Raw genomic sequence first — 19,129 nt, forward strand, 5'->3', positions numbered from 1 at the left:
TGGCCTCTTCAATCTTTTATAAGTTTCTCTCCTATGGTAAAATTAGCCTAGGTGATAAAAATGCAAATAGGAAAAGTAGCAAATTCTCTTTTAGAAGAGTTAATAAGTGATATAGAAAAAAGACCAGAAGTTTTAATTGGATCAAAAATAGGCAGGGATACTTCTATTTTAGATTTGGGAGATGACCTTTTAGTTGTTTCAACTGATCCAATAACTGGAGCTAGCAAAAACATCGGCTCTCTTGCAATAAATGTTGCAGTAAACGATCTAACAACAGAAGGGGCAGAGCCTGTGGCAGCACTTTTAACAGTTTTACTTCCATCAAAGACCAGTGAAGAAGACTTAAAAAAGCTAATGGCAGATGCCAAAGAAGCAGCGAGAAAAATTAATTTAACTATAATTGGCGGCCACACAGAAATTACTGATGCAGTAAAGAGGCCAGTAGTCTCTACAACAGTTTTAGGAAAAATTTCTGGCCCTTACGAAGAAAAGAAAATTGAAGTTAACGATCTTTTAATAGTTACTAAGTCTTTAGGCTTAGAAGGCACGGCGATTTTAGCAGCAGAAAGGGAAGACCAAGTAAGAAAAATCTTAACAGCAGATGAATATAAAGAAGCTTTAGCCTACAAGGACTTAACTTCAGTTGTAAAAGAAGGAAAGATTTTAAAGTCCTTTGGCGCCAAATACATGCACGATGTAACAGAAGGTGGTCTTCTTGGAGCAGCCTGGGAGGCAGCAAAAGCTAATGAAGCTGGCCTAGTTGTCTTTGACGACAGCCTGCCAGTAACTAAGGCTACAGAAAAAATTGCTAATGCCTTTGACATTGATTATAGAAAATTAATTTCATCTGGGTCAATGCTTGCTATAATTTCTCAAAAAGATTTTATTAAGGCCCTAGAAGAATTAGCAGATGAAAACATTAAGGCCACAATAATTGGTAGAGTAACTGACTACGAAGGAGTATTTTTAAGAGAAAATGGCAAAATGATTCCTCTTGGTCAGCCAAAGGCAGATGATCTTTATAAGGCCTTAAAATAAAAAAATATATTAAATTACGATTACAATTTTGTGAAAAATCTTGTATTCAGCCTTTTGTGAACTATAATATTTTTAGACACAGGAGGAATTTTATGAAAAAAACCTTAAGATTTTTATTAGTTTTCTTAAGCCTAATATTTATAATCACTTCCAGAGCCTATGCAAGTCCAGGCTCTGCTTTTAATGTAAAAATAGATGGATCAAAAACCCAAGTCTACGATGTAAACCTAGAATTAGGAGGCAAAAAAGTCTCTCCAGAATTTAAACCCTACATCTACAAAGACAGGACCTATGTTCCAGTAAGACTAGTGGCAGAAAGCTTTAATTCCCAAGTCCAATGGAATCAGGCTACAAAGTCTGCAATAATTAGCAAGGGCCCAGATGTAATTGTCCTATCAATTGGTAAAAACGAAGCCATAAAAAACGGAGAGCCAATAAGTCTGCCAGCTGACCAAGTTCCCTATTTAGTTGAATACTCAAATGGCCAGGCAAAAACTATGGTTCCTTTGAGAATTGTTTCAGAACTTTTAGGCTACAAAATTTCTTGGAATGGACCTGAAAGACTAGTTAGTATTTTAGAAGACCAAGTGCCTGTACAGGTTCAAACGAAAAACCAAATTACTGCCATAGAAAAAATAAATGGCTCATCAAAAAACGAGCAAATAAAAATTTCCTCAACAGGAAATCTTGATTATTATTCCAGATTTGAAGAAGAGAAAAACTCTCTTTTACTGACAATTAAAGATTCATCTATAAATATAAAAGGCAAGACTTCGGGAAAAATTTCCATAGGAGGCCAGATGATAGACTCAGTAGAATATTCTTCAGATTTAAAGACCAAAACATCAGCAATAAGAATTCAACTAAAAACCTATGCCAAAGCAAATGTAAAAAAAGTAAACAAGGGCCAGGGCCTAAATATTTCCTTTACTAACGAAATTACTGGAATAAGACCAGTAGATTACAAGGGCCAAAAGGCTATTTTAATTGAAAATGTGCAAAACAGTGAATACAACATTATAAAACTGAATAACCCTTTTAGATACGTTATTGACATAAAGGATGCCAGTCTTTTAGGAGACAAGAAGGCAGGAAAGTTTGATATTTCAACAGGTTTTGTTGCTGGTATTAGAGCCAACCAGTTTGTTCCAGATGGCAACTATTCAAAAAACGACAACATAGTAAGAGTTGTTTTAGATAGCAAGGAAGGAGTAAATGACGGCAAGGTCCAAATAATTAAAGAAGGCTTTGACCTAATTTTAATACCAGAACAAGGATCAGGATCTAACAAGACCCTAACGGACCCAAATGAAGTTCCCAAAAATCCAATAAATGATGAGGACCAAATAGACAAAGAAGATTCCTTTGACAATGTTGAAGAAATAGAAATTGTCGAAAGAAAACCTAGGATAAAACCTAATTCAAAGGCAGAAGTAGTAATAGTTATTGACCCAGGTCACGGCGGCAAAGACCCAGGAGCCCTTGCGACAAATGGCACTGAAGAAAAATCTTTAAACTTGGATATAGCCCTTAGGGCAGAAGAGATTTTATCTTCCTATGGCTATACAGTAAAAATGACTAGAGATTCTGACTCGTCAGTAAATATCTATCAAAGGCCAAAGTTTGCCAACGAAGAAAACGCCCACGCCTTTGTATCAATTCACGCAAACTCTTCTACAAACTCTGAAGCAAGTGGAATAGAAACTCTTTATGCCCCAAGAGATAAAACTAGTGTAAAATACGACGCCCAATATCCATTGGCCCAAAAAATTCACTATGAGCTAACAAAAGAAACTTCTATGCAATCTAGGGGAATAAAACAAAGGCCAGATTTAATAGTTTTAAATCAAACAGAAATGTCAGCAGTTTTAGTTGAGCTAGGATTTATTTCTAACGAAATGGATTTGGCTTTAATGGAAACTGACTTTTTCAAAGACGCCTGTGCCAAGGCAATAGCAAATGGATTAATTTCCTATATGCAAGAAACTTATGGCTACTAAAATTAAAATAATTTTTTAAGACCAAGAAGACTTAGATGAAAAACTCTAAGTCTTTTTTTAGAATCAAAATATAAATTTGACAATACTACTTAAAGGTAGTACAATTAAAATATCTTCAGGGCGAGGTGAAATTCCTCACCGGTGGTTACAGTCCGCGATTTCCTATAAGAGGAAGATGATTTGGTGAAATTCCAAAACCGACAGTAAAGTCTGGATGAAAGAAGATTAAATATTTCTAATCTTTTTTGCCTGAGATAAATTTAGGCAATTTTTTTATGCCAAGATTATCGGAGGTTATTATGAATAATAATGTAGCAGCAAGAGGAATTAAGACGAGAAACCTAGTAAGGGTTGGAATTTTAGGAGCAGTTGGATTTTTGCTAATGTTTTTAAGTATGCCCCTAAGTTTTATTGCACCGCCATTTATGAAACTAGACCTATCAGACGTGCCAGCACTAGTAGCAGGCTTTGCTATGGGACCTAGCTATGGGATTATGGTTCAACTAGTTAAGAACCTTTTAAACGTAACAAAGACAATAACTGGTGGAGTTGGAGAATTTTCAAACTTTATTGTAGGTTCAACTTATGTATTTGTAGCTTCAATTATTTATAAGAAAAACAAGTCTATGAAGTCAGCTCTAATTGGTATAGTAGTAGGAATTTTAGCTATGACAACTTTGGCCATGGCCTCAAACTACTTTGTTGTCTTCCCACTTTATGCAAAATTAATGATTCCTATGGAAACAATTATCGGCATGGGAACAGCAATTAATCCAGCAATTAACTCCCTAGGCAAGATGATGCTTTTATCAGTTCTTCCATTTAATCTAGTAAAGGGATCCATAAACGGCCTAGTTACATTTTTAGTTTATAAAAGAGTTAGACAATACCTATAAAAAAATAAAAAAAGTTGTTGACAAGAAAGACTTTTTGATTTAAAATATAAATTTTACTTGACAAATTCCTAGTATTTTGCTATAATATGACCAGTATTTATTATAAGCGAAAGGCGTGATAATTTGACTTCGATGAATGTTATTAAGAAGGAATTAGAGAGCCAGATAGGAAAACAAGTCTATCTGAAGGCCGACAGAGGACGAAAGAGATATATAAAGAGAAAGGGCAGACTTGATGCAGTTTATCCTTCTCTTTTTGTAGTAGATCTTGAATTTGAAGATTCACCAAGTAGAAAAATGACCTTCACTTATTCAGACCTACTTACAAACACAGTGGAGTTATTAATTTTAGATTAACTTTTAAAACAAACCTTGAAAAACAGGTTTGTTTTTTTATGAAAAAAATTTTGAATTTATAAAAATCATTTTATTAAAAAGTTTTTTAAGCAGAGATGAAAAAATTTACTAGGCCTTTTAAAAGAACTTATAATTTTAATATTTATATGTTACACTTAGAGAAGAAAAACAAATACAAGCAAAGGAAGGTGAAGACAATGGAGCTAAAAGTAGACAAACAAGCTTATTATGAAGATATATACAAGGCTGTAAAGAGAAAAGACAGAGAGTTATTTAGGTCTTTATTTTTAAAACTTCATGGCAATGACCAAGTAGAGGTGTTTTATGAACTTTACCCCGAAAACAAGGCCAAGATAACAGAATTACTTTCTCCAGAAGAGTTTGCAGAGATTTTTGACGTTATGGAATTTTCTCAACAAGAAGAAACCTATACAGTAATGCCAGACTCTTATATGAAAGAAGTTTTTTCTTATGTGTCAGATGACAACCTAGTTAACTTCTTAAAAAGTCTAGAAGAAGACAAGGCCAAGGAAATAATTTCTAAGATGAACTTAGAAGACAGGACAATTATAGAATCCCTACTAAAACACACTGAGGAAACAGCTGGATCTATAATGACTACTGAGCTAGTTAAGGTTTCAATTCACGACAAGCCTAACGAAGTTATTGAAACTATGAGAAGGGTTGGCCGCCAGGCAGAACTTATTTATTATATCTATGTAGTTGACGATAATGGACGACTAGACGGGGTCCTTTCTCTAAGGGACTTAATTCTTGCACCGCCTGGAGAAGAAATCCAAGCCATTATGAATTCTCAAACTGTTTCAGTAACAACAGATACAGACCAAGAAGAAGTAGCCGGCCTTATTCAAGAATACGACTTGTTGGCAGTGCCAGTTGTAGATGCAAATAATGTCCTGGTAGGTCTAGTAACAGTAGACGACGTTATGGACGTCATTGAACAAGAGGCTACAGAAGACTTCTACAAAATGGGGGGTATTGCAGGCGAAGTTGACGACTCTGGCGAAGGAACTGAAACAACAGTTTTAGGTATGACCAAGGCCAGACTTCCATGGATAGTAATTCTTTTATTTATGGGTCTAATTTCAGCTAACTTAATTAATGCCTTTGAAGAAACTCTAGCCAAGGTAGTTCAACTTGCAGTTTTTATTCCAATCCTAACAGATACAGCAGGTAACGTAGGAACCCAAGCCCTGGCAGTATCAGTAAGAAGATTAACTATTGACGAAGAAGGGGAAGGCTTTTGGTCCTTGTTCTTTAAAGAACTAGGAGTAGGTATGATAATGGGACTGGTATCATCTCTTGTTATAGCATCCATTGCCTTTGTATTATTTAGATCAACTCACCTATCAATAGTTGTAGGAGCGGCCCTTTTATTTACAGTGAGTCTTTCAACTATTGTTGGTTACACAGTGCCAGTAATCTTTAATAAATTTAACATTGACCCTGCAGTAGCATCAGGACCATTTATTACAACAATAAATGATATGCTTGCACTGTTCTCATATTTTTCAATAGCAACGCTTTTACTTGAAAAAATATTTGCAGGCATTTAAAGATAAAATAAGCTGACCTTTAAGGAGGTCGCTTTTTTTATTTTTAAAAATCATTGGAAGAAAAATTTAAAATTTGTACTTTTAAAAGCTTAGATCTTTTACTTTGACATTCAAGTTTACTTGTATATAATATTATCTAAGGTGATTATATGAAAGAAAATAAACTGTTTCCAAGATTTATAAGGTTGTTATTTATTCTATTAGGAAGCTTGTTTTTAACCCTACTAAGTTTTTTGGCAACAGATGAAAATATTAGCAAGACTTTATTCCTAGGTTACTTTAGCCAGGTCCAAGTCTTTTTTATAAACTACTTATTAATTTTGACCCTGGTTTTAATTTTTTCTTTTTTAACAAAGAGAATTGACCTAGGTTTTCTTATATCCTTTGTACTTATATTTGCCCTTGGCCTTGCAAATGTTACTAAACTTACTTATAGGTCTCAAATGCTTAGGTTGTCAGATCTTTTATTAGTAGGCGAGGCAGATCAAATGACTGATGCTGGTTATAAGTTAGTCTTCTTTAGGTTTTTTTGGCTGGCCCTAGGATCTGGACTTATTTTAGCTATATTATTTTTCCTATCTTCTTATAAAAAAGCTTCAAGTAGAAAAGTTCTAGGAATTTTTGCAATAACGGCCCTGGCCTTGTCTATATTTTTTATTAGATCTAGTACCTTTGACAACTATTTTAACCAAGAGTTTAATCCCTGGGTCCAAGTTGAAAAGGAAAAGGCCTTTGGTTTAGTTCATAATTTTACTAGGACCTATAGGGAGCTTATTGTTCCCAAACCAAATGGCTATGACAAATACTTTGCTGGAGAAAGTTTTGAAGCCTATCCAGACCAAGTCATGGATGAAGATGAAAAAATCAATATGGTCTTTTTAATGTTAGAGTCCTACAACGACTTTGACAGCCTAGGAGTTGACTTTGAAATTGACCCCTATGATGACATGGAATATTTGAGAAATAATTCTATTTCTGGGAGACTCTTTGTTCCAGTTTTTGGCGGAGGAACTGTCCAATCAGAAAGGTCTTTTATAACATCTAGCCACGCCCAGCCCTATAACTTTAGGAAGAGAAATTCCCTGGCCCACTTTCTAAACGACCAAGGCTATACAACTGTGGCCATGCATCCAAATACTTGGAAGTTTTATGACCGTCTAAACTTTAATAAGAATTTAGGTTTTCAATATTTTTATGCCGATGAAAATCTCTTTGAAAGTTTAAGAAAACCTGGAACTTATATGGAAGACAAGGATCTTTTGCCTTTGGTCTACAAGGACTTTAAGGAAAAATCCAAGGCAGGACCCTACTTTAATTTTACAGTTACTATCCAAAACCACGGCCCTTATCCAACTGGCGAAGTTGGAGTGGACTATGTAAAATATGACGGGACCTATGACCGTGAAGATTATAATTCTATCAACCAATACTTTCATGGCATAAAGGCAACAAGTCAAGAGCTGACAAAATTTTTAAAGGATTTTGAAAATGACGAGCCGACACTTTTTATAATTTTTGGTGACCACAATCCTAGCCTGGGAAAAAACAACTCTGGTTTTGCCTACTTAGGTTTAGACATTGAATCAGATAGCCTAGAGGCTTACACAAACAAGTACACCACCCCCTACTATATTCACGCCAACCAAAGCCTAAAGGACTTGTGGGGAAAAGACTTTGTTGGGAAGGGACCAAACTTAAGCACGGAGTTTTTAATTTCCTATGCCTTTGACTACCTAGGCCTAGGAGGATCATCTATGGTCAGAGTTCAAAATAAAGTTTTCCCAGGCCTAGAAGCCTACAATGATTCAATAATCCAAGTCAATGAAAACTTAAGTTTTACTGGATCCTACAAGGACCAAGACTTCCTTAACCGCTATAGGTTCATAGAATATTTTTACAATACCCATTACTTTTATGACTAAGAGATCAAAAAAAGAGATAAGTGATTGCACTGACCACCGAAAGTTGGATTTAAAAATTCAACTTTTTGGGATCGGTCTAATTCTTATCTCTTTTTATTTTAAATTTTTTTCAGTTAAAAATTCCCACCTATACTTGGGCATATTAGATGCCATTAGTTTTTTGTTTTCTCTCTCATCAATTTTAATGGCCTGATAAAATTTTTTCCAGGCTCTAGAAAAATACTCTTCTTCCTTTGTTATCTCATAGGAAAAGTCATCTACTTCCATCATATCAACTAGGCCGTACTTATAAAAAATTGCAAGACTTCTGCCAAGGTCGTGGATAATAAATTTTTCATGAGGCATCCTGTCAACAAAGTGGGAGTAAATCAAGTCGATAATGTCATTTTTTGGACGAAACCTGGCATAAAAAGTTCCGTCTGCTAATTCTTCAAAGCGAAGGAGGCCCTTGTAGTCGTGGTTTTCTCCTAAAACATTTTTTACATAGGCGTTAAATTTTACTGGGGCATCATTTGGAGATTTTAAGTAAGAAAAACCTTCTCTGTACATGCCCTTTATAGTTCTTGCAATAACTTCTTCCTTATCTACTTCAAAAGACCTAAAGCAAAGGGAGACAGAGCGAAAAAATCTAGGAGAAAATTTATTGCTTAGCCCTATTTCAACTCTTTTAGCTAACTTGTAGTCGGTTTTTATTTTAATCGAGTCAGTAAAGAGATTTTCCTGTTTTGATTCTGTCTTTATAGAAATATTTTCTAAGTCCTTGTAGGCCAGAAAAATTATAGTCAAAAGTCCAGAAAAACTTCCGTCATAAATATAGTCCATATCAATCTCCTAAAAACGACAATTGAATTTTATTGTCTGCATCAGAATTTGCCATAAAGTTCCTAAGGTCGTCAGGGTCCTTGTAGTTAAAACCCTGGTACTTGCCGCCAACTAGGATAAAGTTTTTGGCCCTCTTAGTTGAAATTTTTAGTTGGGCAAGTGAATCAAAGCTAAGATTTGCATATTTTCTAGCCTGGATAATTCTATTTGCATAAACTTTGCCAATACCTGGAACTCTAATTAGCTCATCATAAGTGGCCTTGTTGATTTCAAGAGGGAAGATGTCTAAATTATTTATTGCCCAAGAGGCCTTAGGATCGATTTTTAAATCTAAATTTGGATTCGTCTCATTTAAAATATCTTCAGTCCTAAAACCATAAAAGCGAAGGAGCCAGTCGGCTTGGTAGATTCTATGCTCTCTTAAAAGAGGAGGAGAAACAATTCCTTCAGTTAATTTTGATTTTACTGCTGGCACAAAGGCAGAATAATAAACTCTCTTTAAAGAGTAGTCATCATAAAGGCCTTGGGCCCTGGTCATAATGTCTAGGTCATTTTCCCTAGCTGCACCAATAATCATTTGACTAGTTTGACCTGCAGGAACAAATTTTGGACTGGACTTGTACTTCTTTTTGTCTTCTCGATTTTCTAAAATAAAATCATCCACCTTTTTCATTGGCCTGTAAATATCCTTATAGGATTTTTCTGGGGCCAAAAGTTTTAATGACCTTTCTGTTGGCAGTTCAATATTTATACTCATCCTGTCAATTAAGGATCCAAGTTTTTTTATTAAAAGATCGTCAGCTCCAGGAATTGCCTTCATGTGAATGTAGCCGTAAAAGTTTTTTTCAAAGCGAAGGATCTCAGCAACTTTAATTAAAAGCTCCATTGTGTAGTCAGGAGATTTAATAACTGCCGAAGACAAAAAGAGGCCTTCAATATAATTTCTCTTATAAAAATTTACTGTCAGGTCTGCAATTTCCTCTGGAGTAAAAATCGCCTTTTTATTTTGAGAGCTGGCCCGATTAACACAGTACTCACAGTTGTAAATACAAATATTAGTCATTAGGATTTTTAAAAGGGAGATACACCTGCCATCTTCTGACCAAGAATGACAAATGCCTGCCATGTGGCCAGAGCCAAGGCCGCCCTTGTTTTTTCTACTTGAATTTGATGACGAACAAGACACGTCGTACTTTGCTGCGTCAGTTAGGATTTGAATTTTTTCTACTAGGTCCATATAATCACCAAGTTAATTATAAAATAAAGCTAGAAAAAAGTAAACAAATGTTCGAACAGAAAATCTCTTTAATAACTTTTTCTCAAGGGCAGAATGGGGTATAATAAAAGCAAATAGGTAAAAAAGGATGGGACAAGATGACCAAAGAAGATCTAGAAAAAACTGGACTTTATAATAGAGACGACGACGAAAAATTAAAACAACTTGAAAGGGATCTAGAAAAATATCGCAAGGACCAAAGAGACCAAGAGATAAAAGATTCTCTTAAAGAAATTGGAGATGCAACTCTCTCTAGCCTTGTTTCTATTTCTACCTTTACTGCTGACGCCTTAGACAAAATCGTAAGCGAGTCTATGGCCGCCAACAAAAAAGCCAGCTCATCAGACCTGGCTCGCAGGCAAATGAAAGCAGACTTAGAAGTAAAAAAGAAAAATTACTTAGAAGAACAGAAAAAAGTTAAAAAGGCTATTAGGAAAAAGAAGAAAAAAGTTGCAAATACAGTTTGGTTAATTTCTTTTCTTACACTTTTTCTAATTTTTTCAATAGGAGTTTTTAAATCTTTAATCTTAGCATATCTTGCATCCTATGCAGTAAAAAGATTTTACCAACCAAAACTAGACGACTATGAAAAAATGAGCCTAGGTGGAGAAGAAACTAAGCCACTAGAAAAGTCTGAGAAGAAAGAATTATCTGAATATGAAAAACTAATAAAAGACGCCAATAAAAAGCTAGACATTATCTATTCTTGCTTTAACCAAACAAAAGACGGTGAAGTCCAGGTCCAAGCTGGCAAGCTTTACGAAAGAGGCCTAGAAATCCTCTCTTACTTAAAAGACCATCCTGATAAAATATCCAAGGCATCAAGATTTTTATCCTACTACTTAGACACGGCGGCAAATATTTGCGACAAGTACAGGGAAATAGAAAAGAGAGGCCTAGTAAACGAAGACACAGAAAAAGCTACAGAAAATGCCAAAAGGGCCATGGTGCTTTTGGAGAAAGCCTTTGACAATGAATTTATGAAATTAATAGAAGACGACATAATTGACATAGAAACAGACATGAAGGTTTTAGAAAACTCAATGAAGTGGGATAACTATATTGACTAGGAGGATCAAATGGATTACAAAGACATTAGCCTAAAGGACTTGGCCAAGGCCAAGGAAGCAAGTGCAGAAAATGAAATTATAAATGAAGAAATTGATATAAAAGAAGAGTCAGAGATAATCGAAAGAAAGGTAATGACCCTAAGTCCTGAAGACAGAGAAAAAGTTGATAAAATAAAAAGTGAAATTAATCTAATGGACTCAAGCCTTTCTATTAATTACGGAGTTGGAGCCCAAAAGGCCCTGTCAGAATTTTCTGGGTCAATTCTCACTAACGTTAGAAATAAAGACTCTGGAGAAGTTGGAAAACTTTTAACTGAACTAATGGTTGAAGTAAAATCTTTAGAAATTAATGAGTTAGGAGAAAAGAAGGGGATTTTCTCAAATCTGCCTTTTGTCAAAGATGGCAAAAAGAAAATGGACGTCCTACTTGCAAAATACGACAGCGTTGACGGGTCTATAGAAAAAATTCAAGATAGACTTGATACTGCAAGGACAGACCTAGTAAGAGACATTACAGTCTTTGACCAACTTTATGAAAAGAACTTTCTCTACTTTAAAGACATCCAAGCCTATATTGTAGCTGGAGAAGAAGTTATTGCAGATACAAAAGACAATGTCCTACCTAGACTTAGGAATGAAGCAGCTGAATCTGGCGACCAAATGGATGCCCAACTAGTGAAGGACTTTGAAGACACCCTAAATCGTTTTGAAAAAAAGGTCTACGACCTAAAACTTTCTAAGGCTATGGCCATTCAAGCAGCGCCACAAATAAGACTAATTCAAAACAACGATAAACTTCTAGTAGACAAGATCCAAACAGCAATGTTAAACACAATTCCCCTATGGAAGAGCCAGGTCCTAATAGCTATTGGATTGCAAAATCAAGACCAGGCTTTGAAACTACAAAGGGAAATTTCAGATACAACTAACGAGCTCCTAAGAAAAAACTCGAAAATGCTAAGAGAAAACACCAAGGAAGTTCTAAAAGAATCTGAAAGAGGAATTGTAGACTTAGAAACCCTAAAAGTTGTTAATCAAGACCTAATTAAAACCCTAGAAGAGGGAATTTTAATCCAAAGAGACGGCCGTAAAAAGAGATTAGAAGCAGAAAGAGACCTGGCCCAACTTGAGGACCAACTAAGGGCAGCTCTTTTAAAAAACTACAGCCTAGACTCAGGCTCAGGTGGAGAAGACAAATAGAGTGAGTAAAAATTTAAAACAAGCGACGAGAAACTTATATATAGGAATATTTTGCTTGGCCTTAGTTTTAATCTTAGGCTATATGACCACCCAAGTTTCAGGAGGGCTTTTTTACGAAGAAATTCTTTACCATATCCTAGACGGCCTTAGGTCCAACAAAAATTTCTTTGGCCTAATGAAAATTTTTCACCATATAGGGTCGCCAAAGTTTTTAATTCCACTAGTTGGCCTAGTTTTAGCCTACAGCCTTTATAAAAAGAAAAAGACTTTTGCCCTGGGACTGTTCTTAGCAACAGCAGGGTCGGCAATTTTTAATTTTCTTACAAAAATTACTTTTAAAAGACTTAGGCCCCTTGATTATATGCTAATAAAAGAAGTTACACCTTCCTTCCCATCAGGGCACGCAATGACTAATACCTGCCTTTACTTGTTTTTGGCCTACTATTATAGTAGGAAGGTAAATCCAGAAAAAAAGAAAGAGGCCTACACTTTGGCGATAATATTTTCTGCAATAATGGGCTTTTCTAGAATTTATATGGGAGTCCATTATCCAACAGATGTTCTAGCAGGATTTTTGTCAGGCTATTTCTTTTATGGCCTTATAGTTTATATTTTAGAAAAGAAAAAAATTGAAAATAGAAGATAAAATAATTACGGAGGTAATTCATGGACGATTATGGTTCGGATAGTATCTGGCCTAAATTATTATTAATAGCAGTACTAACATTTTTAAATGCCTTGCTTTCAGCAACGGAAATGGCAGTTATATCTCTAAACAAATCAAGTATAGAGGCTCAAGCAGAAGAAGGGGACAAGAGGGCGAAAAATCTTTTGACTCTCATTAACGACCAAACTAGGTTTTTATCTATTATCCAAGTAGGCATAACCCTAGCAGGATTTTTATCTTCTGCATCGGCATCAAGTTCTATGTCATCAGGTCTTAGTCAAAGACTTTACAGCCTTGGCCTGCCATATTCTACAGCCAATACCCTGGCAGTAGTTTTAATAACCCTACTTATATCTTATATATCCTTGGTTTTTGGAGAATTAGTTCCAAAGAGAATTGCCCTACAAAATTCTGAAAAAGTTGCCCTAAATCTCTCAGGCTTTATTGGATTTTTAGCAAAAGCTCTAGGCCCCTTTGCAGCTTTTTTATCCTTTTCCACAAAAATTGTTCTAAAACTAATGGGCAAGTACTCAGACGATATTGAAGAAAAAATTTCTGAAGAAGAATTAAAGTCTTATATTTCAGTCTCCCAGCAACAAGGAGTTATTAATGCCCAAGGCAAGGACATGATGATAAATATTTTTGAATTTGACGACTCTGCCTCTTACGAAATTATGACTCCAAGAACTGAACTTTTTATGGTTCCCTATGAAGATTTTTCCAGCGACACAGTCAAGGAAATTCTATCCCAAGGTCATTCGAGAATTCCAGTTTATGGCGAAAATAAAGACGACATCCTTGGCATAGTCTATGTCAAAGACCTCTTTCAAGAATTTCAAAAAAACAACTACCAGTATATTGATTTAGACCAAGTTATGAAGGCTCCATACTTTGTTCCAGAGTCAAAGAAAATCGACCAGCTACTTTTTGAACTTCAATCTACAAAAAACTATCTGGCCCTTTTAGTTGACGAGTACGGAGGAATTTCCGGTCTAGTTACAATAGAAGACATAGTCGAAGAAATTGTTGGAGAAATTGAAGACGAATACGATGAGGATACTGATAGAATTGAAAAAGTTTCTGACGGAGTTTATCTAATAGATGGCCATGTTGAACTAAAGGCCATTAACGAAGAGTTAGACACAGACTTAGACAGCGAAAACAACGAAACCATTGGAGGTTTTGCAGTTGAACACCTAGGTTACTTTCCAGAAGAAATTAGTGACCAGCCAGCTAGAGTTAGGGTGGGCCATTATATAATTGAAGTGACCAAGGTCTCTGACAAGAGGATTGCAGAAGTTAGACTTACAATCCTAGAAGAAGATGAAGACGACCAAGAAGAAAATTTAGAAGATGAGTAAAGAAAAAAGACTTGAGTTTAAAAGCTCAAGTCTCTTTTAATGGGATTTTAAAATTTGAAAAACCTATCTGCCTCTGAAAATTCTAAAGACCCTATCGACAAAGTGTTTAAAGACAAATACAATTCCAGGAACAGGATCGTCCCAGGCCCAAGTTGATGGCACAATATTTGGATGCTTGTTTTCTTCAATAATTTCTTCTCTGGTCATTTGGCCACTTCTTACATAGCCTCTCATGGCAGGAATATCCTCCCAAAGATAACGCCACCTCTTGCCTGTGTCGTAATTAATTATTTTAGATCCTATGTCTTGGCCAGTTGAGTCTAGGTAGTGAAGATAGGGGGTGTCCATGCCTATGGCAACGTGGAGCTGGGTAAAGTTTACAAAGCGAACATTAATTTCTATCAAATAAATATTGCCAGACTTCTCGTCTTTTTTCATTTCCATTTCAATAAAGCCCCTGTAATTTAGAGCTTCAATAAAGGGAATGGCAAAATCAGCAGCTTCTTGGATCCACCTCTGGTCGGCAACAGTTGAGGCGCCAATGTTGTTAGGCCACTGACGGATTTTTTGTTCAGTTGTATAGTAGGCCAGCCTTCCATTTCTATCTACATAGGCGTCAAAGTTGTAATTATTTTTTTCAGGTCCAGGAATAATTCTTTGGATAAAGACCTTGTGGCCATCTCTTTGAGTCATTGAAAGAAGTTTTTTAAGTTCTCTTTCAGACTCAACAGTAAAGGCCTTTTGCCTATATCTTTCAACAAAGCTTGGTGAGTCTGCAGGTTTTAAAAGTAGGGGATAGCCAATTTGGTCCATGACCTTGTCGTAAAGATTTTCTTCGCCTATGTCTAAGGTTTCAGGAACTCTAATATTGTATTTTTTTGCATACTCAACTAGGGTGGTCTTGTCCATTAAATCTGTTAAAAGACCCTTTCTGTCCATAGGAAATAAATAGTATTCCTTAAGCTCGTAAAAATATTTATCGATAAATTCTACATAGGGGTCAGCAGATGGAAACAAAACTGGTTTTTCGTCTTGGTTCCTGCCATAGGCCAGTAAAAATTCTAAATAGGCCTTTTCCTCATCTTGAAAGTGAGGGGCAATTAAAGCTTCCTTTATATACCTAGACCTGCCATAAAAGTTTTTTCTCTTGTGGTTGACGCTGACAACGTGAATGCCTTTTTTTCCCAGGCTCCTACAAATTGCCAGGCCGATATAATAATTGGTCCCCAATACTAGGGCCTTGTTTGTGTGTTTCATTATTTTCCTCCTTACAAGGTCATAAAGGCGCCGAAATTTTTTAAATAGTCTTCCTTGTCCTTGTAGTCCTTCATATATTTGCCGACATGCTTCCAAAAAGACCGATCGTGGTTCATGTGCTTCAGGTGAGACAGCTCGTGGATGACAACATACTCAATGACAGAGGCAGGAGCCATAGCCAGGCGGAGATTAAAAGTAAGCTTCCCATCAGATGAACAAGTTCCCCAGTTGGATTTGACTTCATTAATCCTATAAGACTTGTAAGTCACCTTCATTTTCTTTGCATAAGTTTCTAAATAAAGATCTAAAAGCTCAGACAATTTTTTTGTGTAAAGACGTCTCAAGTCTTCTTTACTTTCTATGCCATAGTCATCTAGCCTATAGTCTACGCCAAAGAGTTTAAAAGATTCATTTCTATTAAAAGATCCAGCCTCATAAAGTTCTCTATTTTCTGCTAGTTTGTCTAGGCCTTTTTCAATTCTTGGAACAAGACCTTGGACTGCCTGTCTTAATTTTTCGTCAGAAATATCTTTTGGCGCCCTAACTGTTATAAAACCTTCAGGGCTAACAAAGACAGAAATATTCTTTTTCTTTTTGTATTCAATATACAAGTCTCTTTCTTCGCCGTTAATTATAAATTTCATAAGCCACCTTTTCTATCCTATATTATAGCTTAAAAGCTGCAAATAAAAAAATAAATTCTTTTAGGGGAAGAGTTTATAAAAATCAAAGGCGAATTAAAATAAATTAAAATAAAAATTAAAAAACTTAAGAAAACACTTTACAAAATTAAAGAATGTGTTATAATAACTTTAGAAAGACGAAGAAAATAAGTAATATTTAATATAAGAGAGGTAAGCAATGAAAAATTATTTAGACAGGTGTCCAGTATGTGACGGCAAACTTTATATAACATCTTATACTTGTGAAGATTGTGGCAGCGAAATTAATGGCTACTTTGAAGGCAACAAATTTTCAAAACTGTCAGCAGAAGACCTAGAATTTATAGAAATCTTTGTAATGAATAGAGGATCTATAAAGGAAATCGAAAAAGTTATGGGCCTATCTTATCCAACAGTTAGAAACAAGTTAGATAGTGTCATTAAGGCCCTAGGCCACAAGGTCAGCCCTGACAAGTCAAGGTTAGAGATTTTAGAAATGTTAGACCAAGGCCTTATTAGTGCAGAAGAAGCAACAGAAATGATGAAAAACCTTTAATAGGAGGACAAAAAATGAAAGACTCAAAGACAATAATACTTGAAATGTTAAAAGACGGCCGTATAGACGTAGAAGAAGCCAGAGCCCTTTTAAATTCAATTGAAGACACTAAAGAAAAAAAGTATTCATCCTTTGAAGATGAAATGGCAAGCATATTAAAAAACCTATCTGAGACTTCAAAAGATTTGGCCATGAAACTAAAGACCTATCTAGAAGGCTTAGACTATGACGATATAAAATCTAAAGCAAGTTCAGCTATCGACACAGTAATTAAAGCAATAAAAGATATAAGAATAAACTTATAGGAGGTAAAAATGAGCGACGAAAAAAAATTAATTCTTAAAATGTTACAAGAAGGAAAGATTACAGAAGACGAAGCAATCACCTTACTCGACTCAATAAAAGACAAGAAAAAAGCTACAAGAACTAATACAGACTTTGATAGCCTTATAAATAAAATATCTGAAACTGCTAGTAAAATTGGAAAGAAATCCCAAGAAATGGTTTCAAACTTTGACTTTGAAGACTTTACTAATATGTTTACAGTTACAGACCAAAAAAATAAGGCAGAAAGACTGGCCAGCGAAAACATCATTGGCCTAGAAGAGCCTAGCCTTTATGTAGAAAACCAAAGTGGGAAAATAAAAATCTACTCTTGGGACAACGAAGAGATCCAAGTTACTGCAGACGTGTCCTATGACGACAGGTTTATAGCAGACACCTACGACTTTATTTCTATTAGAAGAGAAGACGACAAGGTCTATATTGAACCAAACTACGACTCAGTTTCTGGCAGGTACTTTTCAATTAACTTAAGTATAGCTCTTCCAGAAAAACACTTTAAAGAAATTTCTCTAAAGTCAACTAATGCCAATCTTGAAATAGAAGACGTAAAAGCAGACAGCCTTTTAGTAAAGACTATAAATGCAAAGATCTCTGGAAAGAACATTGAAGCAAAAGAAGGGGAAGTTTCTTCAACTAATGCAAGAATCTCCCTAGAAAACCTAAGTGGAGACAAGCTTCAAATAAAAACAACCAACGGCAAAATTGACATCAAGGACATAGACTACCTAGACCTAGAAATGAAGACAACTAACGGCTCTCTAGTAGTAGCCAACCTTGGTGCAAGAACTGAATCAATTTATGCAAAAACATCTAACGGCAACATTTCCATAGCCTTAAAAAATATCTTTAAGCCAATTAAGGCCAAGATGAAAAACAACTTTAAGGGCCTAGAAGCTTCTTACTTTGCAGATTCAATTTTCACAAACTTTGTAACAGAAGACAAGGTAATGGTAGCCTACACAGACGGCTATGACGAAAACGCAGACAGGCTAGACATAGAAGCAACAACAACTATGGGAAATATAAATATAAAATAAAATAAATTTTCTTTTTTGGGACCTGGGATAAAACTCAGGTCCTATTTTTTGTTTGCGAAGAAGGGGGACAGACCTAAAGGACTGTCCCCACGTTGTGTTGAAGCCTTGTTTTGTTTTGTGGAACAAGGGGACGTTCCTTTAGGTGCGTCACCATTCAAAGATTGTGTGCTTTCACCGGGGACAGGCCCAAAGGGACAGTCCCCTGACGTTAGAAGCATCCTTTAGCCGCGTCCACCTTTTAATTTTTCTGGGGACATTGCTTCAGCTGTGTCCCCATTTTCTTGTGGGTTTACCACAATAAATACCCCCAGCTATGCTGGGGGAATAATTAGCTTTAGCTTCAAGTAAAAAAACTCCAATCATGTTAAAATAGATTTGTCTATCAATCTAATTAAATGAAAGGAGTTACCCACGTGGATAATAATAGTTTATCACATACAAAATGAAATTGTAAATATCATATAGTATTTGCACCAAAATACAGAAGACAAATAATTTATGGAAGAATAAAAACAGATATAGGAAAAATTTTAAGAGATTTGCTGACTAGAAAAGGAATAAAAATAATAGAGTCAGAGTTATGCATAGACCACGTTCATATGTTACTAGAGATACCACCAAAATATAGCGTGTCAGAAATAATGGGATACTTAAAAGGAAAAAGTAGCTTAATGATATTTGACCGCCATGCCCATTTAAAATATAAGTATGGAAATAGAAACTTTTGGTGTAGAGGTTATTATGTAGATACAGCAGGAAAGAACACGAAGAAAATTCAAGAATATATCCAAAATCAGTTAAAAGAAGATTTTACAAAAGACCAAATAAGTATAAAGGAATATATGGATCCATTTACTGGAGAAAAAACAAAAATGTAAAAAATGGAATGAGGCGCTTTAGCGCTAGTTGAGAAAGTAGTGCGATTGATAGACATTCAGTGTGCACAAGGTGCACAGCAGGTAAAAGCCCCTTATAGGGGCAGAGCAAACCACCGGCTACGCCGGTGGTTATGATTGTTGAAACTTTAATTTTAAAACTTTCAATACTTTGTAACTTATTCATCAAATAAATTCTCTATAATAAAAC

General features: G+C 35.4%; 17 protein-coding genes, 1 pseudogene and 1 riboswitch. Of the genes and pseudogenes, 14 read left to right on the forward strand and 4 right to left on the reverse strand.

Features of this window, described 5'->3' with window-relative positions; translation table 11 throughout:
- Nucleotides 1-60: 60 nt before the first annotated feature.
- The 6 genes from BN2667_RS00570 to BN2667_RS00595 all read left to right on the forward strand — a co-directional run bounded on the left by BN2667_RS00570 (nt 61) and on the right by BN2667_RS00595 (nt 7,790).
- Nucleotides 61-1,038, forward strand: coding sequence for an AIR synthase family protein (locus tag BN2667_RS00570; RefSeq protein ID WP_054251401.1), 978 nt, complete (start codon nt 61-63; stop codon nt 1,036-1,038).
- 92 nt (nt 1,039-1,130) lie between these two features.
- Nucleotides 1,131-3,038, forward strand: coding sequence for an N-acetylmuramoyl-L-alanine amidase family protein (locus BN2667_RS00575; protein WP_054251402.1), 1,908 nt, complete (start codon nt 1,131-1,133; stop codon nt 3,036-3,038).
- Nucleotides 3,039-3,145: 107 nt separating this feature from the next.
- Nucleotides 3,146-3,268: riboswitch (FMN riboswitch) on the forward strand.
- Nucleotides 3,269-3,337: 69 nt separating this feature from the next.
- Nucleotides 3,338-3,934, forward strand: coding sequence for an ECF transporter S component (locus BN2667_RS00580; protein WP_054251403.1), 597 nt, complete (start codon nt 3,338-3,340; stop codon nt 3,932-3,934).
- Between the two features lie 132 nt (nt 3,935-4,066).
- Nucleotides 4,067-4,291, forward strand: coding sequence for a Veg family protein (locus tag BN2667_RS00585; protein WP_054251404.1), 225 nt, complete (start codon nt 4,067-4,069; stop codon nt 4,289-4,291).
- A 197-nt stretch (nt 4,292-4,488) separates the two neighbouring features.
- Complete coding sequence (gene mgtE / locus BN2667_RS00590) at nt 4,489-5,868, forward strand: magnesium transporter (RefSeq protein ID WP_054251405.1); 1,380 nt, start codon at nt 4,489-4,491, stop codon at nt 5,866-5,868.
- Nucleotides 5,869-6,017: 149 nt separating this feature from the next.
- Complete coding sequence (locus BN2667_RS00595) at nt 6,018-7,790, forward strand: LTA synthase family protein (RefSeq protein ID WP_054251406.1); 1,773 nt, start codon at nt 6,018-6,020, stop codon at nt 7,788-7,790.
- Nucleotides 7,791-7,883: 93 nt separating this feature from the next.
- Here BN2667_RS00595 and BN2667_RS00600 read toward each other — a convergent pair whose 3' ends face one another.
- Together BN2667_RS00600 and BN2667_RS00605 are read right to left on the reverse strand one after the other, a co-directional pair.
- A complete protein-coding gene (locus tag BN2667_RS00600; RefSeq protein WP_054251407.1) occupies nt 7,884-8,612 on the reverse strand; it encodes a TIGR03915 family putative DNA repair protein in 729 nt (242 codons plus the stop codon).
- 1 nt (nt 8,613) lies between these two features.
- A complete protein-coding gene (locus BN2667_RS00605) occupies nt 8,614-9,849 on the reverse strand; it encodes a putative DNA modification/repair radical SAM protein (protein WP_054251408.1) in 1,236 nt (411 codons plus the stop codon).
- A gap of 137 nt (nt 9,850-9,986) precedes the next feature.
- On the opposite strand from BN2667_RS00605, the gene BN2667_RS00610 reads away from it, so the two are divergent.
- The 4 genes from BN2667_RS00610 to BN2667_RS00625 are packed head-to-tail and all read left to right on the forward strand — an operon-like array spanning nt 9,987 to nt 14,186.
- Nucleotides 9,987-10,958: a 5-bromo-4-chloroindolyl phosphate hydrolysis family protein gene (locus BN2667_RS00610; protein WP_054251409.1), complete on the forward strand. Its 972-nt coding sequence runs from the start codon at nt 9,987-9,989 to the stop codon at nt 10,956-10,958.
- Between the two features lie 9 nt (nt 10,959-10,967).
- Nucleotides 10,968-12,158 carry a toxic anion resistance protein gene (locus BN2667_RS00615; protein WP_054251410.1) on the forward strand — a complete coding sequence of 397 codons (1,191 nt, stop codon included), beginning with the start codon at nt 10,968-10,970 and terminating at the stop codon, nt 12,156-12,158.
- A gap of 1 nt (nt 12,159) precedes the next feature.
- The gene (locus BN2667_RS00620) at nt 12,160-12,804 is read left to right on the forward strand and encodes a phosphatase PAP2 family protein (protein WP_054251411.1); all 645 of its coding nucleotides are present in this window, start codon (nt 12,160-12,162) and stop codon (nt 12,802-12,804) included.
- Between the two features lie 20 nt (nt 12,805-12,824).
- The gene (locus tag BN2667_RS00625) at nt 12,825-14,186 is read left to right on the forward strand and encodes a hemolysin family protein (RefSeq protein ID WP_054251412.1); all 1,362 of its coding nucleotides are present in this window, start codon (nt 12,825-12,827) and stop codon (nt 14,184-14,186) included.
- Between the two features lie 63 nt (nt 14,187-14,249).
- Here BN2667_RS00625 and BN2667_RS00630 read toward each other — a convergent pair whose 3' ends face one another.
- Nucleotides 14,250-15,443, reverse strand: coding sequence for a carboxylate--amine ligase (locus BN2667_RS00630; protein ID WP_054251413.1), 1,194 nt, complete (start codon nt 15,441-15,443; stop codon nt 14,250-14,252).
- Nucleotides 15,444-15,454: 11 nt separating this feature from the next.
- Nucleotides 15,455-16,087, reverse strand: coding sequence for a M48 family metallopeptidase (locus BN2667_RS00635; protein WP_054251414.1), 633 nt, complete (start codon nt 16,085-16,087; stop codon nt 15,455-15,457).
- A gap of 217 nt (nt 16,088-16,304) precedes the next feature.
- Between BN2667_RS00635 and BN2667_RS00640 the strand changes: the two genes are divergently transcribed.
- The 4 genes and pseudogenes from BN2667_RS00640 (at nt 16,305) to tnpA (ending at nt 18,921) form a co-directional block, all read left to right on the forward strand.
- Nucleotides 16,305-16,661 (forward strand): DUF2089 domain-containing protein, encoded by a 357-nt coding sequence (locus BN2667_RS00640; protein ID WP_054251415.1) that lies wholly within the window; start codon nt 16,305-16,307, stop codon nt 16,659-16,661.
- 14 nt (nt 16,662-16,675) lie between these two features.
- Nucleotides 16,676-16,966, forward strand: a complete 291-nt coding sequence (locus BN2667_RS00645; RefSeq protein ID WP_054251416.1) for an SHOCT-like domain-containing protein — start codon at nt 16,676-16,678, stop codon at nt 16,964-16,966.
- Nucleotides 16,967-16,975: 9 nt separating this feature from the next.
- A complete protein-coding gene (locus BN2667_RS00650) occupies nt 16,976-18,043 on the forward strand; it encodes a DUF4097 family beta strand repeat-containing protein (protein WP_054251417.1) in 1,068 nt (355 codons plus the stop codon).
- 395 nt (nt 18,044-18,438) lie between these two features.
- Nucleotides 18,439-18,921, forward strand: a pseudogene (gene tnpA, locus BN2667_RS00655) (IS200/IS605 family transposase).
- The last annotated feature ends 208 nt before the right edge of the window (nt 18,922-19,129 follow it).

It is taken from the genome of Neofamilia massiliensis (genome assembly GCF_001299475.1).
Classification (GTDB): Bacteria; Bacillota; Clostridia; order Tissierellales; family Peptoniphilaceae; genus Neofamilia; species Neofamilia massiliensis.

Excerpts from the sequence above, each read along its gene's own strand:
- BN2667_RS00570 (WP_054251401.1), top strand. The coding sequence starts at position 61 with ATGCAAATAGGAAAAGTAGCAAATTCTCTTTTAGAAGAGTTAATAAGT.
- BN2667_RS00575 (WP_054251402.1), top strand. The coding sequence starts at position 1,131 with ATGAAAAAAACCTTAAGATTTTTATTAGTTTTCTTAAGCCTAATATTT.
- BN2667_RS00580 (WP_054251403.1), top strand. The coding sequence starts at position 3,338 with ATGAATAATAATGTAGCAGCAAGAGGAATTAAGACGAGAAACCTAGTA.
- BN2667_RS00585 (WP_054251404.1), top strand. The coding sequence starts at position 4,067 with ATGAATGTTATTAAGAAGGAATTAGAGAGCCAGATAGGAAAACAAGTC.
- mgtE (WP_054251405.1), top strand. The coding sequence starts at position 4,489 with ATGGAGCTAAAAGTAGACAAACAAGCTTATTATGAAGATATATACAAG.
- BN2667_RS00595 (WP_054251406.1), top strand. The coding sequence starts at position 6,018 with ATGAAAGAAAATAAACTGTTTCCAAGATTTATAAGGTTGTTATTTATT.
- BN2667_RS00600 (WP_054251407.1), bottom strand. The coding sequence starts at position 8,612 with ATGGACTATATTTATGACGGAAGTTTTTCTGGACTTTTGACTATAATT.
- BN2667_RS00605 (WP_054251408.1), bottom strand. The coding sequence starts at position 9,849 with ATGGACCTAGTAGAAAAAATTCAAATCCTAACTGACGCAGCAAAGTAC.
- BN2667_RS00610 (WP_054251409.1), top strand. The coding sequence starts at position 9,987 with ATGACCAAAGAAGATCTAGAAAAAACTGGACTTTATAATAGAGACGAC.
- BN2667_RS00615 (WP_054251410.1), top strand. The coding sequence starts at position 10,968 with ATGGATTACAAAGACATTAGCCTAAAGGACTTGGCCAAGGCCAAGGAA.
- BN2667_RS00625 (WP_054251412.1), top strand. The coding sequence starts at position 12,825 with ATGGACGATTATGGTTCGGATAGTATCTGGCCTAAATTATTATTAATA.
- BN2667_RS00630 (WP_054251413.1), bottom strand. The coding sequence starts at position 15,443 with ATGAAACACACAAACAAGGCCCTAGTATTGGGGACCAATTATTATATC.
- BN2667_RS00635 (WP_054251414.1), bottom strand. The coding sequence starts at position 16,087 with ATGAAATTTATAATTAACGGCGAAGAAAGAGACTTGTATATTGAATAC.
- BN2667_RS00640 (WP_054251415.1), top strand. The coding sequence starts at position 16,305 with ATGAAAAATTATTTAGACAGGTGTCCAGTATGTGACGGCAAACTTTAT.
- BN2667_RS00645 (WP_054251416.1), top strand. The coding sequence starts at position 16,676 with ATGAAAGACTCAAAGACAATAATACTTGAAATGTTAAAAGACGGCCGT.
- BN2667_RS00650 (WP_054251417.1), top strand. The coding sequence starts at position 16,976 with ATGAGCGACGAAAAAAAATTAATTCTTAAAATGTTACAAGAAGGAAAG.